Source organism: Burkholderia singularis, from assembly GCF_900176645.1.
GTDB lineage: Bacteria > Pseudomonadota > Gammaproteobacteria > Burkholderiales > Burkholderiaceae > Burkholderia > Burkholderia singularis.
In genome coordinates, this window is record NZ_FXAN01000106.1 from 1 (window position 1) to 18,627 (window position 18,627).

General features: G+C 63.9%; 18 protein-coding genes and 1 pseudogene. 7 read left to right on the plus strand and 12 right to left on the minus strand.

Annotation, left to right across the window (positions count from 1 at the left end; genetic code table 11):
- The 8 genes from BSIN_RS21540 to flhD form a co-directional block, all read right to left on the minus strand.
- A partial coding sequence (locus BSIN_RS21540) for a methyl-accepting chemotaxis protein (protein ID WP_143757515.1) occupies window positions 1–1,626 on the minus strand: 1,626 nt, incomplete at its 3' end.
- Between the two features lie 94 nt (window positions 1,627–1,720).
- Window positions 1,721–2,251: a chemotaxis protein CheW gene (cheW, locus tag BSIN_RS21545; protein ID WP_059516173.1), complete on the minus strand. Its 531-nt coding sequence runs from the start codon at window positions 2,249–2,251 to the stop codon at window positions 1,721–1,723.
- Between the two features lie 42 nt (window positions 2,252–2,293).
- Window positions 2,294–4,654, minus strand: a complete 2,361-nt coding sequence (cheA, locus tag BSIN_RS21550) for a chemotaxis protein CheA (protein WP_089341939.1) — start codon at window positions 4,652–4,654, stop codon at window positions 2,294–2,296.
- Window positions 4,655–4,685: 31 nt separating this feature from the next.
- Window positions 4,686–5,066, minus strand: coding sequence for a response regulator (locus tag BSIN_RS21555; protein WP_089342008.1), 381 nt, complete (start codon window positions 5,064–5,066; stop codon window positions 4,686–4,688).
- 17 nt (window positions 5,067–5,083) lie between these two features.
- Window positions 5,084–6,253: a flagellar motor protein MotB gene (gene motB / locus BSIN_RS21560; protein WP_089341940.1), complete on the minus strand. Its 1,170-nt coding sequence runs from the start codon at window positions 6,251–6,253 to the stop codon at window positions 5,084–5,086.
- 15 nt (window positions 6,254–6,268) lie between these two features.
- Window positions 6,269–7,129, minus strand: a complete 861-nt coding sequence (gene motA / locus BSIN_RS21565) for a flagellar motor stator protein MotA (RefSeq protein ID WP_059516167.1) — start codon at window positions 7,127–7,129, stop codon at window positions 6,269–6,271.
- A 326-nt stretch (window positions 7,130–7,455) separates the two neighbouring features.
- Window positions 7,456–8,004: a flagellar transcriptional regulator FlhC gene (gene flhC, locus BSIN_RS21570; protein ID WP_059516165.1), complete on the minus strand. Its 549-nt coding sequence runs from the start codon at window positions 8,002–8,004 to the stop codon at window positions 7,456–7,458.
- Between the two features lie 89 nt (window positions 8,005–8,093).
- On the minus strand, window positions 8,094–8,414 hold the full coding sequence (flhD, locus tag BSIN_RS21575; RefSeq protein WP_256583928.1) for a flagellar transcriptional regulator FlhD: 321 nt from the start codon (window positions 8,412–8,414) through the stop codon (window positions 8,094–8,096).
- A 580-nt stretch (window positions 8,415–8,994) separates the two neighbouring features.
- Between flhD and BSIN_RS21585 the strand changes: the two genes are divergently transcribed.
- Window positions 8,995–10,059 carry a glycosyltransferase family 4 protein gene (locus BSIN_RS21585; RefSeq protein WP_059516161.1) on the plus strand — a complete coding sequence of 355 codons (1,065 nt, stop codon included), beginning with the start codon at window positions 8,995–8,997 and terminating at the stop codon, window positions 10,057–10,059.
- 115 nt (window positions 10,060–10,174) lie between these two features.
- On the opposite strand, the gene BSIN_RS21590 is transcribed toward BSIN_RS21585, so the two are convergent.
- A complete protein-coding gene (locus BSIN_RS21590; protein WP_059516305.1) occupies window positions 10,175–10,471 on the minus strand; it encodes an H-NS histone family protein in 297 nt (98 codons plus the stop codon).
- Between the two features lie 307 nt (window positions 10,472–10,778).
- On the opposite strand from BSIN_RS21590, the gene aqpZ reads away from it, so the two are divergent.
- On the plus strand, window positions 10,779–11,477 hold the full coding sequence (gene aqpZ, locus BSIN_RS21600) for an aquaporin Z (protein WP_059516159.1): 699 nt from the start codon (window positions 10,779–10,781) through the stop codon (window positions 11,475–11,477).
- Between the two features lie 198 nt (window positions 11,478–11,675).
- Here aqpZ and BSIN_RS21605 read toward each other — a convergent pair whose 3' ends face one another.
- Window positions 11,676–12,497, minus strand: a complete 822-nt coding sequence (locus tag BSIN_RS21605) for a Cof-type HAD-IIB family hydrolase (protein WP_089341942.1) — start codon at window positions 12,495–12,497, stop codon at window positions 11,676–11,678.
- 87 nt (window positions 12,498–12,584) lie between these two features.
- Window positions 12,585–13,484 carry a glucosamine kinase nucleotide-binding domain-containing protein gene (locus BSIN_RS21610; RefSeq protein ID WP_089341943.1) on the minus strand — a complete coding sequence of 300 codons (900 nt, stop codon included), beginning with the start codon at window positions 13,482–13,484 and terminating at the stop codon, window positions 12,585–12,587.
- A gap of 159 nt (window positions 13,485–13,643) precedes the next feature.
- Between BSIN_RS21610 and BSIN_RS21615 the strand changes: the two are divergent.
- Window positions 13,644–14,233: pseudogene (locus BSIN_RS21615) on the plus strand (DNA-3-methyladenine glycosylase I).
- A gap of 169 nt (window positions 14,234–14,402) precedes the next feature.
- On the opposite strand, the gene rpsU reads toward BSIN_RS21615, so the two are convergent.
- Complete coding sequence (gene rpsU / locus BSIN_RS21620) at window positions 14,403–14,615, minus strand: 30S ribosomal protein S21 (protein ID WP_006401410.1); 213 nt, start codon at window positions 14,613–14,615, stop codon at window positions 14,403–14,405.
- Window positions 14,616–14,745: 130 nt separating this feature from the next.
- On the opposite strand from rpsU, the gene BSIN_RS25890 reads away from it, so the two are divergent.
- The 4 genes from BSIN_RS25890 to fliT all read left to right on the plus strand — a co-directional run bounded on the left by BSIN_RS25890 (window position 14,746) and on the right by fliT (window position 18,303).
- Entirely contained in the window at window positions 14,746–15,150 is a 405-nt protein-coding gene (locus tag BSIN_RS25890; protein WP_159936038.1) for a hypothetical protein, read from the plus strand.
- Window positions 15,117–16,286, plus strand: coding sequence for a flagellin (locus BSIN_RS21630; protein ID WP_089341944.1), 1,170 nt, complete (start codon window positions 15,117–15,119; stop codon window positions 16,284–16,286). The genes BSIN_RS25890 and BSIN_RS21630 overlap by 34 nt, the downstream gene beginning before the upstream one ends.
- A 150-nt stretch (window positions 16,287–16,436) precedes the next feature.
- Complete coding sequence (fliD, locus tag BSIN_RS21635) at window positions 16,437–17,966, plus strand: flagellar filament capping protein FliD (protein ID WP_089341945.1); 1,530 nt, start codon at window positions 16,437–16,439, stop codon at window positions 17,964–17,966.
- A 13-nt stretch (window positions 17,967–17,979) separates the two neighbouring features.
- On the plus strand, window positions 17,980–18,303 hold the full coding sequence (gene fliT, locus BSIN_RS21640; protein ID WP_089341946.1) for a flagellar protein FliT: 324 nt from the start codon (window positions 17,980–17,982) through the stop codon (window positions 18,301–18,303).
- Window positions 18,304–18,627 lie beyond the last annotated feature (324 nt).

Consider the following 18,627-nt stretch of genomic DNA (forward strand, 5'->3'; position numbering starts at 1 on the left):
CGGCTCGCCTGCCGCTCCGCGCGCCCGCGCGGCGTTCTCGCCAAGCGCGCCGGTTGAGCCGGACACGATCGCGCCGTCGATGCGCCACCCCGCGACCACCTGCTTCAATTGCCGCGTCTGCTCTTCGAGCGATGCGGCGGCGGCCGCCGCCTGTTCGACGAGCGCCGCATTTTGCTGCGTGACGGCGTCCATCTGGCTCACCGCGCGCGTGACCTGGACGATGCCCGTCGATTGCTCTTCGGACGCCGCACTGATCTCGCCCATGATGTCGGTCACGCGCCGCACGGCCTGCACGATCTCGGCCATCGTCGCGCCCGCGCGCTCGACAAGCGCCGAGCCGCTTTGCACCTTGATCGCCGAATCGCCAATCAGTTGCTTGATCTCCTTCGCCGCGCCCGCACTGCGCTGCGCGAGCGAGCGCACCTCGCCCGCGACCACCGCGAAGCCGCGCCCCTGCTCGCCCGCGCGCGCCGCCTCGACAGCCGCGTTGAGCGCGAGAATGTTGGTCTGAAACGCGATTCCTTCGATCGTGCCGATGATATCGGCGACCTTCGTCGAACTCGCCGCGATATCCTGCATCGTCACCACGACCTGACCGACGACCTCGCCGCCTTGCGTCGCGATATCGGACGCATTCACCGCGAGCTGGCTCGCCTGCCGGGCGTTTTCCGCGTTCTGGCGCACCGTGCCCGTCAACTGTTCCATGCTCGACGCCGTTTCCTGCAGCGATGCCGCCTGTGATTCCGTGCGCCGCGACAGATCCGCGTTGCCGCTCGCGATTTCGTGCGCGCCGGCATCGATCGCCACCACGCCGCGATGCACGGCCGTCACCATTTGCGAAACTGCCGCCCGCATCCGGCCAATGCCTTCGAACAGCCGGCCGATTTCGTTGGTGCCATGCGCGCGCCCGACCGGCGCGAGATCGCCGGTCGCGATGCGCTCGAACTGCGCGGCCGCGGCAGCGAGCGGCTCGACGATCAGCCCGCGCAGCGCGAACCGGGTGCCGATCACGATCGCGAACGCGAGCGCGATGCCTGCGGCAATCAGCGTGGTCATCAGCGAAATGCGCGCCTGCGTCGCGCCGAAGCGGCTTTCCGCGCGGCTCGCATGGGCGGCCGCCACGGCCGACGCCGCGTTGCCGTAAGCGACGAACATCGGGCTGATCTTCGTCTCGGCGATCGCGCGGTACGCCGCCAAATCGCCGGCGCGCGCGGCCGCGAATTCGGGCTCGACGCCATCCTTCACGAGCGCGGCGTAGCGTGCGGCAAGCTCGTCGGTAAGCGCCGGATCGATGCCGTCCTTCGACGCGGCCAGATACGTCTGCCAGTGCTGCGCCGATTTCGCGTACAGCTCCTGCGCGCGCGCGAGCACCTTCTGCGCTTCGTCGGCGTTGCCCGATTCGGTCAGCGCCTTGAAGCGATCGAGCGACACCCGCGCGCGCAGCAAATACGACGACGCCTCGTCGAGCGTATGGATCGTCGGCAGATCGCCGTGCGCGATCGCATCGAGCGAGCCGCTCGCCTGGCGCAGCGCGTAAAGCCCGAGCCCGCCGACCAGCGCGGCCACGAGCACCATCATGGTTCCGATCGCCGTCAGCGTCGTGCGGATCGACCAGTTGTCCAGCATCGTCAGCTCCCTTGTAGTTCCATTGCGGCCGCCGCGCACCGGCGCGGCTCGCGCACTCGCGCCCGTGCAAACCGGCCGGCACAGTTGCGCGGACTCACGCGCCGAGCGTCTCGATGAGCGCCATCTCCTTGCTCGTCATCAGCTTCTCGATATCCATCAGGATCAGCATCCGGCCGTCGACCGTGCCGAGGCCCGTCAGGTATTCCGTCGTCAGCACGCCGCCGAACTCCGGCGCCGGCATGATCTGCTCGGAGGCGAGCGTAAGCACGTCGGACACGCCGTCGACCACCATTCCGACGACGCGATGCGCAACGTTCAGGATGATCACGACCGTCTGATGGTCGTAATCGACGCGGCCGAGATGGAACTTGATCCGCATGTCGACGATCGGCACGATGATTCCGCGCAGATTGATCACGCCCTTGATGAAATCGGGCGCGTTCGCGATCCGCGTCACGCTGTCGTAGCCGCGGATTTCCTGCACTTTCAGGATGTCGATGCCGTATTCCTCGTCACCGAGCGTGAAGACGAGGAACTCTTGTCCCGTCGCGTCGCCCGCTTCGGTGTCGCGGCGGTTGGCGGCCGCGCTCGCGGCGGCCGGATGAGTCGTTTGGACTTCGGACACGTTAGCCCCCAGGTCGATGAATCACGTAATGATTGGCGTCGGTCACGACGCGGCGAGCACTGCGCCCGGATGCACGCCGTGCGTCGTGCGGGTCTCGCGGTTGAGCGCCGCGACGTCGACGATCAGTGCGACGCTGCCGTCGCCGAGTATGGTCGCGGCGGAAATGCCGTACACCTTCCGGTAGTTGGTTTCGAGATTCTTGACGACCACCTGCTGCTGACCGACCAGTTCGTCGATCAGCATCGCAAAGCGCCGGCCCTCCGTCTGCATGATCGTGACGATGCCCTGCGTCGGATCGGTGCGCGCGTCGGCCACCGAGAACACCTCGTGCAGCGCGATGAGCGGCAGATATTCGCCGCGCACGCGGACCACGCGCTCGCCATTGCCGATCGTGTAAATATCGTCGGCGGAAGGCTGCAGCGATTCCATCACGAAGTTCAGCGGCAGAATGAAAATCTCGCTGCCGACCTTCACCGACATTCCGTCGAGAATCGCGAGCGTGAGCGGCAGCACGATCCGCGTGGTCGTGCCGCGGCCGGCCACCGAGGCGATCTCGACGTGCCCGCCCATCGATTGGATATTGCGCTTGACGACGTCCATGCCGACGCCGCGTCCCGAAACGTCGGTCACGACTTCGGCCGTCGAGAAGCCTGGCGCGAAGATCAGGTTCCACACCTCCTCGTCGCTGATGTTCTCGGGGATTTGCATGCCCTGCTTGTGCGCCTTCGCGAGAATCCTGTCGCGATTGAGCCCCGCGCCGTCGTCACTGACTTCGATCACGATGTTGCCGCCGTGATGCGCGGCAGACAGCACGAGCTGGCCGACCGGGTCCTTGCCCGCCGCACGGCGCTTGTCGACCGTCTCGACGCCGTGATCGAGGCTGTTGCGCACGAGGTGCGTGAGCGGATCGATGATCCGCTCGATCAGGCTCTTGTCGAGTTCGGTCGCCTGCCCGAACGTGACCAGCTCCACCTGCTTGCCGAGCTTGCCGGCGAGATCGCGGACAAGCCGCGGGAAGCGGCTGAACACGTAGTCCATCGGCATCATCCGGATCGACATCACCGCTTCTTGCAAATCGCGCGCGTTGCGCTCGAGCTGCGCCATTCCGTTGAACAGGCGGTCGTGCAGCGTCGGATCGAACGTGCTGGCGATTTCGGCGAGCATCGCCTGCGTGATCACCAGCTCGCCGACGAGATTGATGAGCTGGTCGACCTTCTCGACGCCGACTCGAATCGAGCTGCCTTCCGCGCTTGCGGCGGCGGGGCGCGGCTTGCGGTCGTCGGCGTGATGGACGGCGGCTGCGGTGGAAACCGGCGCGGCGCCGGAGGGGGGGCTCGATGCGAGGGCAGCCGGTTCGGACGAGACCTGCGGCGCTGAAGGCGTGGCGTCACGGCCGGCCGGCGCCGATGCTGCCGCGAGCTGTGCGGCGGGCCGCGCAGCAGGCGCCGCGGCGGGTTCCGGCATTGCGGGTGAGTCTGCCGATGCCGAGGTCGATGCCTGCGTCGGCGTCGGCGCGAAGCCGGTTGCATGCGCGTGCAATGCCGGCTGCCCGGCGGCACCGGCATCAGTTCCGGCACCGGCATCGGATCGGGCAGCCGCTTCGGCATCGGCGCCGACTGGCGCGATGCCGCGTCCGATGGCGATCTGGCTTTCGTCGATCACGAAACAGCACACGGCGACGATGTCGTCCGACGGCACGTCGGTTTCGAGCCAAAGCGTCAGCGCGTCACCCGAGCGCGTGCGCCCGGCGATTCGGCCGAGGTTGCCAAGCTCCTCGGTCAGCAGCGCCTGGTCCTTGTCTCCGACGCCCGTCAGCACGATCCTCAAATGCGGACCCTCTGCGGCATCGGCATCCGTATTCGCGCCCGGCGCCGGATGAGCCGCATCGACTGCCTGTTCGACGACATGCTCCGGCGTATCGAACGCGCGCGCGGCCGGCGCGGCGGCCGCGCCGCCTGCGGCCGAAGCCGCCTCGGAGGCGCCGGTAGGCGCGCGAGCCGCACCGGCGCCATCCGCCGACGCCTTCAGCCGCTCCAGCTTCGCGCAGATCGCGGCAGCCGCGGCCGCATCGGGCTCGGCGCTCGCGCGATAGTCGGCAAGCTGGTCGGACAGCACGTCCTTCGTTTCGAGAAACGCATCGACCATCTCCTTGGTCAGCGTCAGCTCATGGTTGCGCGCGCGATCGAGTAACGATTCGAGGATGTGCGTCGTCTCGGTGAGCGCCGTGAAGCCGAATGTCGCGGCACCGCCCTTGATCGAATGCGCGGCGCGAAAAATCGCGGCCAGATCCTCGGGATCGGGCGCGGCGACGTTCAAATTCAGCAGCAACTGCTCCATCTGTGCGAGCAGCTCGTCGGCTTCATCGAAGAACGTCTGATAGAACTGTGTGATATCGAGGGTCATGCCGTTTCACCGCGTAAAAACGTCGTGTTCGTCATGCATGGCTCGGACCTGCGGCAAGCGTCGCCACCAGCTCGAGCAGCGCATCGGGATCGAGCGGTTTTTCGATCCAGCCAGTCGCGCCCGCGGCGCGCGCGGCATCCTTGAACGCATTACCGTTCTCGGTCGTGAGCACGAGGATCGGCGTCGCTTCGTAGGCGCGCCGGGCCCGCAAGGCGGCGATGACTTCCAGGCCGTTCTTGCTCGGCATGTAGTGATCGGTCAGCACGAGATCGAATGTCTCTTGCGCTGCGGCGTCGAGGCCTTCGTCGCCGTCCGCGGCAACCGTCACGTCGTATCCCGCATCGCCAAGCGTTGCGCGCAGCAGCGTGCGCATCGTCGCGGAATCGTCGATGGCGAGAATGGATCGGATCATGTCGCTTCTCCTATGCGTCACGGTTTTTGCGCGCTGCCGGCGCCGGCAAATGGAGTAGCCGCGCCCGATGAGCGAGCCGCCACGGACGCGCGGATGATTGCCGATGTGCCGCCCGCGCTGACCGCGCCCGCCTGGCTTGCCGCGCCGCCCGCCGCCATGCCGCTGGATGCGCCGTGCGCGCCGGACACCTCCGCGCCCGATATGCCGGATGCGCCCGCCGCCGCCTCCGGCGCTGCGATCTGCTGCGCGACGCGCGCCGAGCCGGCCGCGTCGGACGATAGCGTCGTCGTTGTCGTGTCGTCGCGCATCAGCGCCTCTTCCGAACGCCGGTTCAACACGATGATGCTGATCCGGCGATTCTCCGGATCGAGCGGATCGGCCTTGTTCAGATTCTGCGTCGATGCGAGACCGAGCACGCGCAACACCTTGGCCTCGTCCATGCCGCCCACGACGAGTTCGCGCCGCGACGCGTTCGCGCGATCGGCGGACAACTCCCAATTGCTGTAGCCTTTGTCGCCGCCCGCATAAGGAACGGCGTCGGTATGCCCCTGAACGACGATCCGGTTCGGCACGTCATTCAGCGTCTTGCCGATCTCGCGCAGGATGTCGCGCATATACGGTTCGACCGCATCGCTCGACATCGCGAACATCGGCCGTTTTTGCGAATCGACGATCTCGATGCGCAACCCCATCAGCGTCGAATCGATGCGGATCTGCTGTTTGAACTGGCGCAGCGTCGGGTTCGCCTCGATCGCGGCCATCAGCTTGATTTGCAGATCGTGCAGCCGCACCTGCTCGCGGCGCTCGAGCGAGCCCTGCGCGTGCGCGCGCGATTCGTCGTCATCGCGCCGGACGATACGCTCGGCGAGATTCGTCGCGCCGTCGGTGCGGCGCGTCGCGCCAGCGTCGATGCTCGATAGATCGCGGCCGCCGCCCTTGATGATGCTCGAATCGTCGGCACTGCGGTCCCCGCCGAAGAGCGCGGCCTTCAGCGGCGTGTTGAAGTATTCGGCGATGCCTTTCAACTGCACCGGCGTCGCCGCGGACAGCAGCCACATCAGCAGGAAAAACGCCATCATCGCGGTCATGAAATCCGCGTATGCGAGCTTCCAGGCGCCGCCGTGGTGCCCTTTCCTCGGCGGGCTCACCCGCTTGACGATAACCGCCTGATCCTTGCCCTTGCTCATTGCCCGGCTCCGCGCTTATTTCGCCTTCACGCGGCGCACATGCTCTTCGAGCTCCGCGAACGACGGACGCTCGGTCGAGAACAGCACCTTGCGGCCGAATTCCACCGCGATCGCGGGCGCGTAGCCGTTCAGGCTCGCGAGGATCGTCACCTTGATGCACTGGAACATCTTGGTCGACTCCGCGACGCGCTGCTCCGCCAGGCTCGACAACGGGCCGATCAGGCCATAGGAAAGCAGGATGCCGAGAAACGTGCCGACCAGCGCCTGCGCGATCATCGCGCCGAGCACCGCAGGCGGCTTGTCGGCCGACGCCATCGTATGCACGACGCCCATCACCGCGGCAACGATCCCGAACGCCGGCATCGCATCGCCCACGCGCATCAGCGCATGCGCGGGGCCTTCGCCTTCCGCGTGGTGCGTGTCGATCTCCTCGTCCATCAGGCTCTCGATCTCGAACGCGTTCATATTGCCGCCCACCATCAGGCGCAGATAGTCGGTGAGGAATTCGACGATGTGCTTGTCGGCGAGGATCTTCGGGTATTGCGTGAAAATCGGGCTCTTCTCCGGCTCGTCGATGTCCGCCTCCAGCGTGAGCGTGCCTTCCTTGCGCGCCTTCGCGAGCAACACGTACAGGAGCCCCATCAGCTCCATGTAGATGTCCTTGTTGTACTTCGATCCCTTGAACAGCGACGGCAGCACGCGCAGCGTTGCCTTGATCGTTTTGAAGCCGTTGCCGAGAATGAACGCGCCGACACCCGCGCCGCCGATCATCAAGATCTCAACAGGCTGGACGAGCGCGCCGAGATGTCCGCCCGCCAGTGCGTAGCCGCCGAACACCGACAACACCGTCACGAGAGTTCCTAGGAAAATCAGCACTGCCTGTTCCTCACGAATGAGCAGCCGGGAGGCCGCCGTTAAGTGGTTTACGGCAGTCGAACCAAAAACTTTGGCGTGTGTGGGAATGCGCCGCAAACGCCGGCCTGCGCGGCGCCGGTCGACACGTGCGGCGCTGCGCGCCGGCACGCCGGCTGAAAGTGAACACCGCCCGCAGATACGGCCGAACCGGGCGTCCGCGCGGCGCTCGGCGGTGCGCGAGCACTCCCGCCTCATCCGCACAGCACCCGCCTAGGCGCGAACGCTTCCGCCTTCTCGCCGCGCCCGGCCACGCCGCCGCTGCGGCGGCGCGCCGCCTGCGCCATGCGTTACGCCGCGATCGCGGCCTGCCCGGCTTGGGCCGCCTTGCGGGTCTTGCCCGCGCGCGACGGCGGCTGACACAGGCCGCACACGTAACCGTGCTGCGGATCATGCGCGTGCGCGACAAAATGTCCGCCGCAACGCGTGCATGGCGTCGTCTGCAACATCCCCGAATCGAAGAAGCGCACCAGCGTCCACGCGCGCGTCAGGCTCAACGCCGGCTCGTCGCCCGACAGGCCGACGTGTTCGAGATACAGCCGATAAGCCTTGACGATCGCGTGGATCGATTCGCAGCCCCCGTGCTCGCGCATGAATCGGTAGATGTTGTAAAACAGCGACGAATGGATGTTCGGCTGCCAGGTCATGAACCAATCGGCCGAGAACGGCAACATGCCCTTTGGCGGCGATGCGCCCTTCAGCTCTTTGTAAAGTTTGATGAGCCGATCGCGCGACAGGCTCGTCTCGGCTTCGAGTAACTGCAGCCGCGCGCCCAATTCGATCAGCTCGATCGCCAGGGTGATCTCCTTGACCTCGATCACCACGCTCTTGGAAGCCATCGTTACGCTCCGCTATTTCAATGAATCGGCTATGCGGCCGGCCGCGCCCACGCACGCGCATCCGGTGCGCACGCCGCACGCCAGGCCGCTCAGCGCAGGCTTTCGACGGGTTGGCCGGCCATCAGGATCGCCGAATGGGCGTGGGCGATGGCGGCACTGCGGCCTTTATCGGCAAGCGACGACAGCAGGGTGTGGTCGTCGAAGCGAAAACGGCAAAGCATCTGATTCGACGCGGCAAGCTTGACGGTTTGCGCGAGCGTCAGATTGCCGAGCACGTCCGCGAGCGCTTCCGAGATCCCCATTCTGAACATACCCATCGCTTTGTCCTCGCGCAGCAACCGTTGAGCGAGCAGTAAGTAGGACAGATTGACTTCGTTGATCTCGGCGAGCATTTCGCTGGTCGCACCCATGATTCGATTTCCCCGTAAGAAAGCTTGGCCTATCGGTAATGCTTATGAAAACGTTTGCCAGATGACTCACAAACGCACGGGCGGTTGACCCGTTTATAGTCTTACAAGCATTTTGGACAATTGCCCGGTGTGCCGCTATCAGTGAAGGGGAATGCGCGTTGCCGGATTTGTCTGTAAACCGTGTAGGAATTTTTCTGACACGCGGCATGTTTTGGCCATGACGCGCGAATCGACGGCCGAACCGCTCCGATTCGGCCGCGGTGCGGTGCGATCTTCAATCCGGCGAGTCCCGTTTAGCGCAATCCACTCGCATTCGAAACGCTTTTTTTTATCTCTCGCTTTACTTCTTCGATGCTGATCGGCCGGTTTGGCGATTTCCGCGGATTTTCGCGTATTTCATCCTGTAACAAGGGTTAAGTGTTTGAAAAATCGCTCAGATACCGTCTGATCCATCCCGATAATGGGTCGAAACGACAGGTGCGGCGACGCTCGCCGCCCCTTCTCGCTTGCCCCGCGGCAAGCGTCCGCCGGCTCGGGATACGCACGGCCGGCCTTGCCCTCTTCGCCACGGAGTCTGCTCATGCGCATCGCCCAAATCGCCCCGCTCTATGAAGCCGTTCCGCCCAAGTTCTACGGAGGGACAGAACGTGTGGTGTCCTATCTGACTGAGGCGCTCGTCGAACTGGGCCATGACGTCACGCTGTTCGCAAGCGGCGATTCGGTCACCTCAGCCCGGCTCGAGGCCGCGTGGCCGCGCGCGCTGCGGCTCGATCCGTCGATTCGCGACGCGATGGCGCCCCATATACGGCTGCTCGAGCAGGTCGCCCGCGTCGCCCATACGTTCGACGTCCTGCACTTCCACCTCGATTACCTGCCGTTCCCGCTGCTCTCGCGGATGAACGCGCCGTTCGTCACGACGCTGCATGGCCGCCTGGATCTGCCGGAACTGCAACCCGTGTTCGACGCGTTCCCGCACGTGCCCGTCGTCTCGATTTCCAATTCGCAACGCAAGCCGTTGCCGCAGGCCGGCTGGGCGGGCACCGTCTATCACGGGCTGCCCGCGACGCTTCTCACGCCACAGCCCGAACGCAAGCCCGAGTATCTCGCGTTCCTCGGGCGCATCTGCCCGGAAAAGCGCGTCGATACCGCGATCCGGATCGCCGCGCAAAGCGGCCTGCCGCTCAAGATCGCGGCTAAGGTCGACAAGGTGGACGAAGCATATTTCAAGGCCGAGATCGAGCCGCTCCTCGGCTCCGCGCACGTGGAGTTCGTCGGCGAGATCAGCGAGGCGCAAAAACCGGCATTTTTGTCAGGTGCAAAGGCGCTGCTCTTTCCGATCGACTGGCCGGAGCCGTTCGGTCTCGTGATGATCGAGGCAATGGCGTGCGGCGCGCCTGTCATCGCGTTCAACCGCGGCTCCGTGCCCGAGGTGATCGACGACGGCGTGACGGGTTTCATCGTCGAAGACGTGCAAGGCGCAGTGGGTGCGCTGCACCGGATCGACGAATTGTCGCGGGAAACAATTCGCGCACAATTCGAGATGCGTTTTAGCTCGCGCACCATGGCAGCGCGATATACCGACATCTACGAAACATTGCGCGAAACGGCCAAACAATCGCAATGGCGGCGGGTGGCGGCCGGCTGAGCGCCATTGCACCGCCATTGCCAGCCGCACGGCGGAAATTATATGTGCGGCATGCCGCGCGCATAGAAGAAAGCCGCATTGGCAAATGCGGCTTTCATTTCGTTAAATATAGAAATCAGCTGATCAAAAAACGATCGCGATTTTTTCCAGAGATCCAATGCGGCGGCTTGCCGCGACCACTCCAAGTACTGCCGGTTTTCGGATCGCGATATTTGGGCGGCAACGGCCCTTTCTTCGGCGGACGCCCGCGCCGCGCACGCTCGGCAAATCCCAAATCTTGCGCCGTGAGGCCATATTCAACGATCTTCTCTTGCAATTCGGCGATCACAGCCTCGACCTCTCGGCGACGCGCCTCTTCCGCCTGTGCTTGCAATTCGGCAATCTGCGCCTTGATTTTCGCATATTGAGACATCTCAACTCCCTGTTTCATGATCTGTCTAGCGTTTCCAGCCTAGACACAAAGAATCTATATTGCAATCGGCATTGCCACGAAATTCGCTAAAAATATAATTTGTCTGATAAATTTAACAATTGCAAATGAAATACTGTTGCAATGCGGCGCTATTCTAATAAAAAGCATTGCCCATCAATGTCCATTTAACAATCGTTGACCCTTCACAATTCGCCAAATTTTCTATAATTCGGACGGTATTCGTGGATGCAGCTCTTCATTCCGGCTGCAATCCGCTTTCGATTCTCCATGACCAGGAACCTACTCCATGAAATTACCTCAACGTCTAGCAGCGGAAGTGTTCGGCACGTTCTGGCTCGTTTTCGGCGGTTGTGGCAGCGCCGTGCTGGCCGCCGCGTTCCCGAGTCTCGGCATCGGTTTTACTGGCGTGGCACTCGCGTTCGGCTTGACGGTCCTGACTATGGCGTTTGCGATAGGTCACATATCCGGCTGCCATTTGAACCCGGCGGTGAGCGTCGGCTTGACCGTTGCGGGCCGCTTCCCGGCGCGCGACCTGGTGCCCTACATCATCGCGCAGGTGATCGGCGCGACGCTCGGCGCGTTCGTGCTGTATCTGATCGCAACCGGCAAGCCCGGCTTCGAACTGGGCGGCTTCGCGACGAACGGCTATGACGCGCACTCGCCCGGCCATTACACGCTGGCCGCTGCCTTCATTGCCGAAGTGGTGCTGACGGGCTTCTTCCTGTTCGTGATTCTCGGTTCCACCGACAAGCGCGCGCCGGCGGGTTTCGCGCCGATCGCGATCGGTCTGTGCCTGACGCTGATCCACCTGATTTCGATTCCGGTCACCAACACGTCGGTGAATCCGGCGCGCTCGACGGGGCCGGCGCTTTTTGTCGGCGGCGATGCGATCGGCCAGCTGTGGCTGTTCTGGGTGGCTCCGATCGTCGGCGCGATCATCGCCGGCGTCGTGTATCCGCTGATCGCGGGCCGCGACGACAATTAACGCTATTGCAGCCGGTCTTGAGCCGGCCTGCCGCCGCCCCACTCCGGGGTGACGCGACAGAGAGGAGAGCACCCGCCCGTCGCAGCCAACATACCGCGAGACGGTCGGCGGGACGAAAAAAGGGCGCCGTGACGGCGCCCTTTTTCTTTGCCATTGAACTGCTTCGCTGTGCACCCGTGCCCTTCGGCAGGGCGAAAATCAGGACATCGCCTTATCCTCGAGCGCGAACAACGAGCGCAGATGACGTGCGACGCCCGCATCGAAGTTATTGCCGATACGCGGCACGTCGGGCAGCCGCGTGACGAGATCGGGATTCGCGTTATTCATCATAAAAGGATGCCCGGCCGTCTCGAGTAAATCGATGTCGTTCATGTTGTCGCCAAACGCGACGCAATTCGCCGGATCGATGCCGAGCCGATCGAGCACGACGCGCAGCGCGCGCCCTTTCGAAACGTTCGCCGTCATCACTTCGAGACAGTCGGGCAGCGAATACGTGACGTACAGTTCATCGCCGAAGCGGCAGGCAAGATTCGCCGATATGACCGCCAAATCGTCGGGTTCGCCGATGTAGAGCACTTTCGCGATATCGGCGCCGTCATGCGCGAGCAAATCGGCGACATCGTAGCGAAATCCGGAATCCTGATGGAATGCCAGCAGATGCGGCGCATCTCGATCGATTAACCAGCCGTCGTTAGTAAATAAATTAACGATGACTCGCCCGTGCGAGCCGACAAGCTCCGGCAGCACCAGTTGCCGCACCGTCTCGGCAGGCACATCCTGCGCGTGAATGCGCGTGTCGTCCGGCGCATGCACGCGCGCGCCGTTCGACGTGATCAGATACGGCCGAATCCCGAGCAGGTCGCGAATCCCGACAGCGTCCGCGTAGTGGCGTCCGGTCGCGATCACGAAATTCACGCCGTCGTCCGCAAGCCTGCGCACGGTGTCGATCGTGTATGGATCGAGCTGGTGGTTGCTGTTGAGCAGGGTTCCGTCGAGATCGGTAGCGATGACTTTATACATGGCGGACTTCGGGAGAAGCGGGACGCGAGGCAGGCGGACATTCTATCGCGCCGGCAAATGGGCCGCGAAGACACAAATCTTGCCCTTTCATTTTCCGCCCGCCGCCGTGATGCCGAGCCGCTGCGCTTGCCATGCGGCAAGCCGCAGCGCGCCACGCGTGGAATCGGCAAGCGGCGCGACGAGCCGCGCACGGTGCGACTCGGGCACGACGCCCGCAAACGCGTTGGCGAGCCCGCCGCACAACGCGACGGGCAGTACCGCATCCGAATCGAGCGCATCGATCATCTTGCCGATCTCGATGCCTGCCAACTCGATCAGCGCGGCCGCGACGGGATGATCGCGATGTGCGAACACGACGGGCGCCACCCGCGCATACTCGGTTTGATTCGCGTTGCACGACCAGACCACGAGCGCGTCGCGGTCGGTTGCGCCGGTATGCGCGATCAGCGCCTGCGCAAACGCGTCAAGTGGCGCGCGTCCGTCGAGCGCCTGCTGCGCATATGACAGCGCGCGCAGCCCGAGCCACGCGCCGCTCGCTTCGTCGCCGCACGGAAATCCGTAGCCGCCGGCGATCCGGCAGACGCCTGCGGCGTCGAGCGCCGCGGCGATGCTGCCCGTACCGAGCGCGACGATCACGCCTGGCGCGCCGCCGTGAGCGCCAAGCACGGTCGTGTAAGCATCGCTTTCAACGGCGAGCGCGGCAACCGGAGGGGCGCTCGCGCGAAACGCATTCAGCCAGTCGTGATGATTGACGCCGGCCAGTCCGCAGCCGAGTATGCAGCGCCGCCAATCAAATGTGGCGCCCGCGCGCGCATGGGCGTCGGCGCATGCGGCTTCGATCGAGCGCCATGCGGCGTCGACGCCGAGCGCGAGCCCTGACGGCCCGCCCACGCCTCGCGCCAACTCGTGCCCCTGGATGTCGGCGAGCACTGCGCGCGTACCCGTTCCGCCACCGTCGATGCCGATCAAAAAAATGTCATTACTCATGGCTGCTTCGAGTCAGATCCGCTGTGATTCGTCGATGTATCGAGACGGAAGCTTAACCGCAACGGCCAGCCCCGCCCATCAGCCGAACGGCCAGGCTTGCGCGAGCAGGCCGTTCCGTTATGCTGACGCGTCGCAATCGATGGCAGACGAGACAAACCGATGCACGAACGCTGTTGTTGGGTAAAAACCGAAGCGGATGCTCACTATCACGATACCGAGTGGGGCGTGCCGTCGCACGACGACCGGTATTTGTTCGAAATGTTGATTCTGGAAGGTGCGCAAGCGGGCTTGTCGTGGTCGACGATCTTGAACAAGCGCGCCGGCTATCGCGCCGCATTCGCTGATTTCGATGTCGACAAGGTTGCGCGCTTCACGCCGAAGCAAATCGATACGCTGGTGCTCGATCCAGGCATCGTGCGAAGCTCGAGGCGGCGGTTGCGAATGCCCGCGCGGTTCAGCAGATCCACGCCGAACACGGCTCGCTCGCCGCGTTTCTATGGTCGTTCGTCGACGACGTGCCGGTGCAGAACGCATGGGCGTCGTATCGCGGCGCGCCTGCGTCGACCGAGCGCTCCGATGCGCTCAGCAAGGCGCTCAAGCGTTACGGCTGCAAATTCGTCGGCTCGACGATCTGCTATGCGCTGATGCAGGCGATCGGCATGGTCAACGATCACGAAACGAGTTGCCCATGTCATGCGCGTTGCGCGGCGCTCGGCAAGAAGATCAGTAAGCGGCATGCCACCGAGTGATTCGTCCGAATTTTATTGAACGCGAGTCCGCGCATCAGCGACGCCCCAATCCCGCATCGAGAGCGAATTGTCATAACCGGCCGCCCAACCCGACCACCAAAACAAAACGGCGATGCGAGTTCTATCGAACACGCATCGCCGCAGCGAGCGGAACCGCCCCGAAAACGCCTTAGTGGAGCTTCTTCGGCAGCATTTGGCTGCGCAGACGCTTGTGCAGGCGCTTCACGGCAGCCGCCTTCTTGCGCTTGCGCACGGCAGTCGGCTTTTCGTAGGACTGGCGCTCACGCAGCTCGGCGATCAGGCCGTTCTTCTCGATCGCGCGGCGGAAGCGGCGAATCGCCACTTCGAACGGCTCGTTTTCTTTCAAAAGAATCGTCGTCATGTCGTTCCTAATTTGCTTGATACGGTCAAAAACGTAGCGGCCAAGCGCCACGCACCGGCCTTCCGAGCGTTTCCACGAACGGGCGAAACGAGCGGGTAAAAGGCCTCGGAGGCCGGAAAAGAGAGGCGAAATGCACCGCGAAACGCTCGGCAACCGGTTGATCCCAGGCACCGCCGCATCACGTTTGACTGTCAGCAGACGTGCCGAAATTGGCAAAGGCGTGACAGAAATCTCAATTCAGCCCGCCATAATAGCAGGTAAACATCGCTCAGGCCAGAGGTTTACTGCTTTTTCGTTTGGATGCCATATCAATGCGTTCGAGCAGGCTCTGCGGGTGCGCGCAATCGTATGCGTAAAAAATCGGGCCGAATCTGTTCGCGTCCCTCAAGTTTTGTTTGCGAGCGCCGAAATCCAGCACAAGGCGGCCGGCAAAGAACGAGTGCTCCCGCCCTCGCCAATGTTGGCACATGACGGGCTTTTCGGCTCAATCAGGAGAATTTCATGCTTGGAATCAATAGCAATATCAATTCGCTGATCGCTCAGCAAAACCTGAACGGCTCGCAAAGCGCGCTGTCGCAAGCGATCACCCGGCTGTCGTCGGGCAAGCGCATCAACAGCGCGGCGGATGATGCCGCCGGGCTCGCAATCGCCACCCGGATGCAAACGCAAATCACCGGCCTGTCCCAGGGCGTGTCGAACGCGAACGACGGCGTGTCGATCCTGCAAACGGCATCGAGCGGCCTTGCTTCGCTGACGAACAGCCTGCAACGTATCCGCCAACTCGCGGTGCAAGCGTCGAACGGCCCGCTGAGCTCGAGCGATGCGGCTGCGCTGCAGCAGGAAGTGGCGGTGCAGATCGCCGAAGTCAACCGCATCGCTTCGCAGACGAACTACAACGGCAAGAACATCCTCGACGGCTCGGCGGGCACGCTCAGCTTCCAGGTCGGTGCAAACGTCGGCCAGACGGTCAGCGTGGATCTGTCGCAAAGCATGTCGGCCGCGAAGATCGGCGGCGGCATGGTTCAATCGGGCCAAACGCTCGGCACGATCAGCGTCGCGATCGACTCGGCCGGCGCCGCCTGGACGCCCGGCACCAGCACCGGTCAGGAAACGACGCAGATCAACGTTCTGTCCGACGGCAAGGGCGGCTTCACGTTCACCGACCAGAACAATCAGGCGCTGTCTTCGGCGGCTGTCACCGCCGTCTTCGGCGCGACGACCGCCGGCACGGGCACGCCGTCCACGCCCGCGTTTCAGACGCTGACGCTCGCCACCGCCGCAACGAGCGCGCTGAGCCCGGCGCAGCAAGCGGCGGCGACGGCAATGGTCGCGCAGATCAACGCGGTCAATCAGCCGCCGACGGTCTCGAACCTGAACATCAGCACGCAAACGGGCGCATACGAGGCGATGGTGTCGATCGACAATGCGCTGGCGGCGGTGAACAACCTGCAAGCGACGCTCGGCGCCGCGCAAAACCGCTTCACCGCGATCGCGACGACGCAGCAGGCCAGCTCGACGAACCTGTCGCAAGCGCAATCGCAAATCCAAAGCGCGGATTTCGCGCAGGAAACCGCGAACCTGAGCAAAGCGCAAGTGTTGCAACAAGCCGGCATCTCGGTGCTCGCGCAAGCGAACTCGCTGCCGCAGCAGGTGCTGAAGCTGCTGCAGTAATCGCGCCGTAACCTGTACCGAACGACAGGCCGCGCTGTTCGGCGGCCAGTCTTTGTGCGGCGGTGCAAGTCCTCGTGGCCGCCGCACTTTTTTCCTTTCCGAATTTCGCGATTTTCGCCAGCGTATTGACTTGGCGAAGGGAGCCATCCGATGTCCACTCCCGTCTCCGGCACAACAAACTCAGCGCTGCAACAGCTCAAATCGGCGCAGCAGCAAGCGGCGCAGTCGATCATCAGCGGCGCGACCGGCAATTCGCAATTGGACGTGGGCACACTCGTGACCACGTTCGTCAATGCGAAGACGGCGGGGCAGGCCGCGGCGCTGTCGGCTTCAGTGGCCGCCGACCAATCCAAACTGTCCGCGCTCGGCACGTTGCAAGCCGCGCTCTCCGCGCTGCAGGCCGGCATCGGCTCGCTCGGCGATGGCACGCTGACGCAAAAATTCGTCGCGGGCGCGACCGGCAACGGCCTCACGGCGACGACGGCTCCGGGCGCGGTCGCGGGCAGCTATTCGATCTACGTGAGCCAGGTCGCCGATTCGCAGACGCTGTCTTCCGGCGCATTCAATGCGACGCAGCAGCTCGGCACCGGCACGTTGTCGCTCACCGTCGGCGGCAAATCGACGTCGATCGCGATCGATTCGACGAACAACACGCTGTCCGGCGTGGCCGCCGCGATCAATGCCGCGCAGAACAATCCGGGCGTGACGGCAACGATCGTCAACGGCACGGACGGCGCGCATCTGGTGCTGCGCTCGAACTCGCCGGGCGCCGCGAACGCGATCAGCGTCGGCGTCAGCAACCTGTCCGGCGACAACGGCTTGTCGAGCCTGGCGGTGACGTCGACGGCGAGCACCACGGGCGGCCAGTCGACGATCCAGTCGGGCGGCAGCATCGCGTGGAAGCAAAGCACGGCCGCGCAGGACGCGCAATTCACGATCGGCGGCATCGCCGCATCGAGTTCGACCAACACCGTGTCGGGCGCGATTACCGGCGTCACGCTGAATCTGTCGCAAACCGCCGTCGGCACGACACAGACGCTCAACGTGACGGCCGACACGGCCGCGCAAGCCACCGCAATCACCAACTTCGTCAATTTGTACAACACGGTGGTCGCGACCGTCGCAAAGTTGTCGGCGCTGTCGACCGACAGCAGCGGCATGCAAAGCGCGGGGCCGCTGCTCGGCGACTCGGCGCTCAATACGGTCAGCAATTCGCTCGCGCGGATCGTCGGCGGCAGCGTCAAGACAGACGGCGTGAACGTGTCGCTCGCGTCGCTCGGCATCAAGTTCGCCGACGGCTCGACGTCGGGGCAGCCGGACGGCTCGCTGACGATCGACACGGCCAAGCTCAATACGGCGTTGCAAAGCAATCCGTCGTCAGTCGCCGCGCTGTTCAACTCGACGAACGGTATCGGCAAGCAGTTGAACGACTCGATCCAAAACACGGTGCAGACGGGCGGCATCTTCGATATCCGCACGAAAGCGCTGAACCAGGATCTGAAAAGCCTTGGGCAACAGCAGGCGCAGCTCACGAGATATGCATCGCTGCTCACCGCTCAGTACAACGCGCAATTCACCGCGCTCAATTCGCTGATGGCGAAGATGAACTCGAATTCGAACTATCTGACGCAACTGTTCGGCGGCACGAACAGCGCCGGCGCGCTCGCGAACAACAAGTAACGGGGCAGACGCGATGAACCAGCCGAATCAGCCGACTCTGGACCAGATGTCCTTGATCGAGCGTGTGCTGTCGATCACCCGCGAAATCGATCAAGCGGTGCAGTTGGCCAATTGGTCCGAAGCGGCGCGCCTGGCCGACGAGCGCTCGCCGCATCTGATGTCGATCACGGGCGAGCAGACGCCCGCCGCGCTCGCGCTCGTGCGCCAGATCCAGGCGATCGATGCGGCGCTCGTCGCCAACGCGAAGGCCGCGCAGGCCGAACTGCAGGTCGAATACCGGAATGCGATGGACCGGCTGGGGGCGGCAAGCGCCTATCAGGCGGCTGCGCAATTCTGACGGTTTCCCTGAACCGACAACTATAAATCACGCGTTTCGTCGCGTGCTCGTTCAACTCCCGCCCGCCGCAAGGCGGGTTTTTTTGTCCGCCCTTCTTTTCGTTGCCCTTTCCGATCGCTTTGTCGATCGGCCGTTGCGCGGCCATCTGTCGTATCGGCAACCGGTTCGCGCGCTTCGCTGGGTTTCGGGTATGGCGTGAGCATTGGCGCTCGGAATGGGCGGGAACGCGTGAATTCGAGCCGCGCGACTATGACGCGCGACGCGCGGACACGGCCCGCGTTCGGACGGCGGCACCGCGTACCGACGCGCGCTTGACGGCTGTTT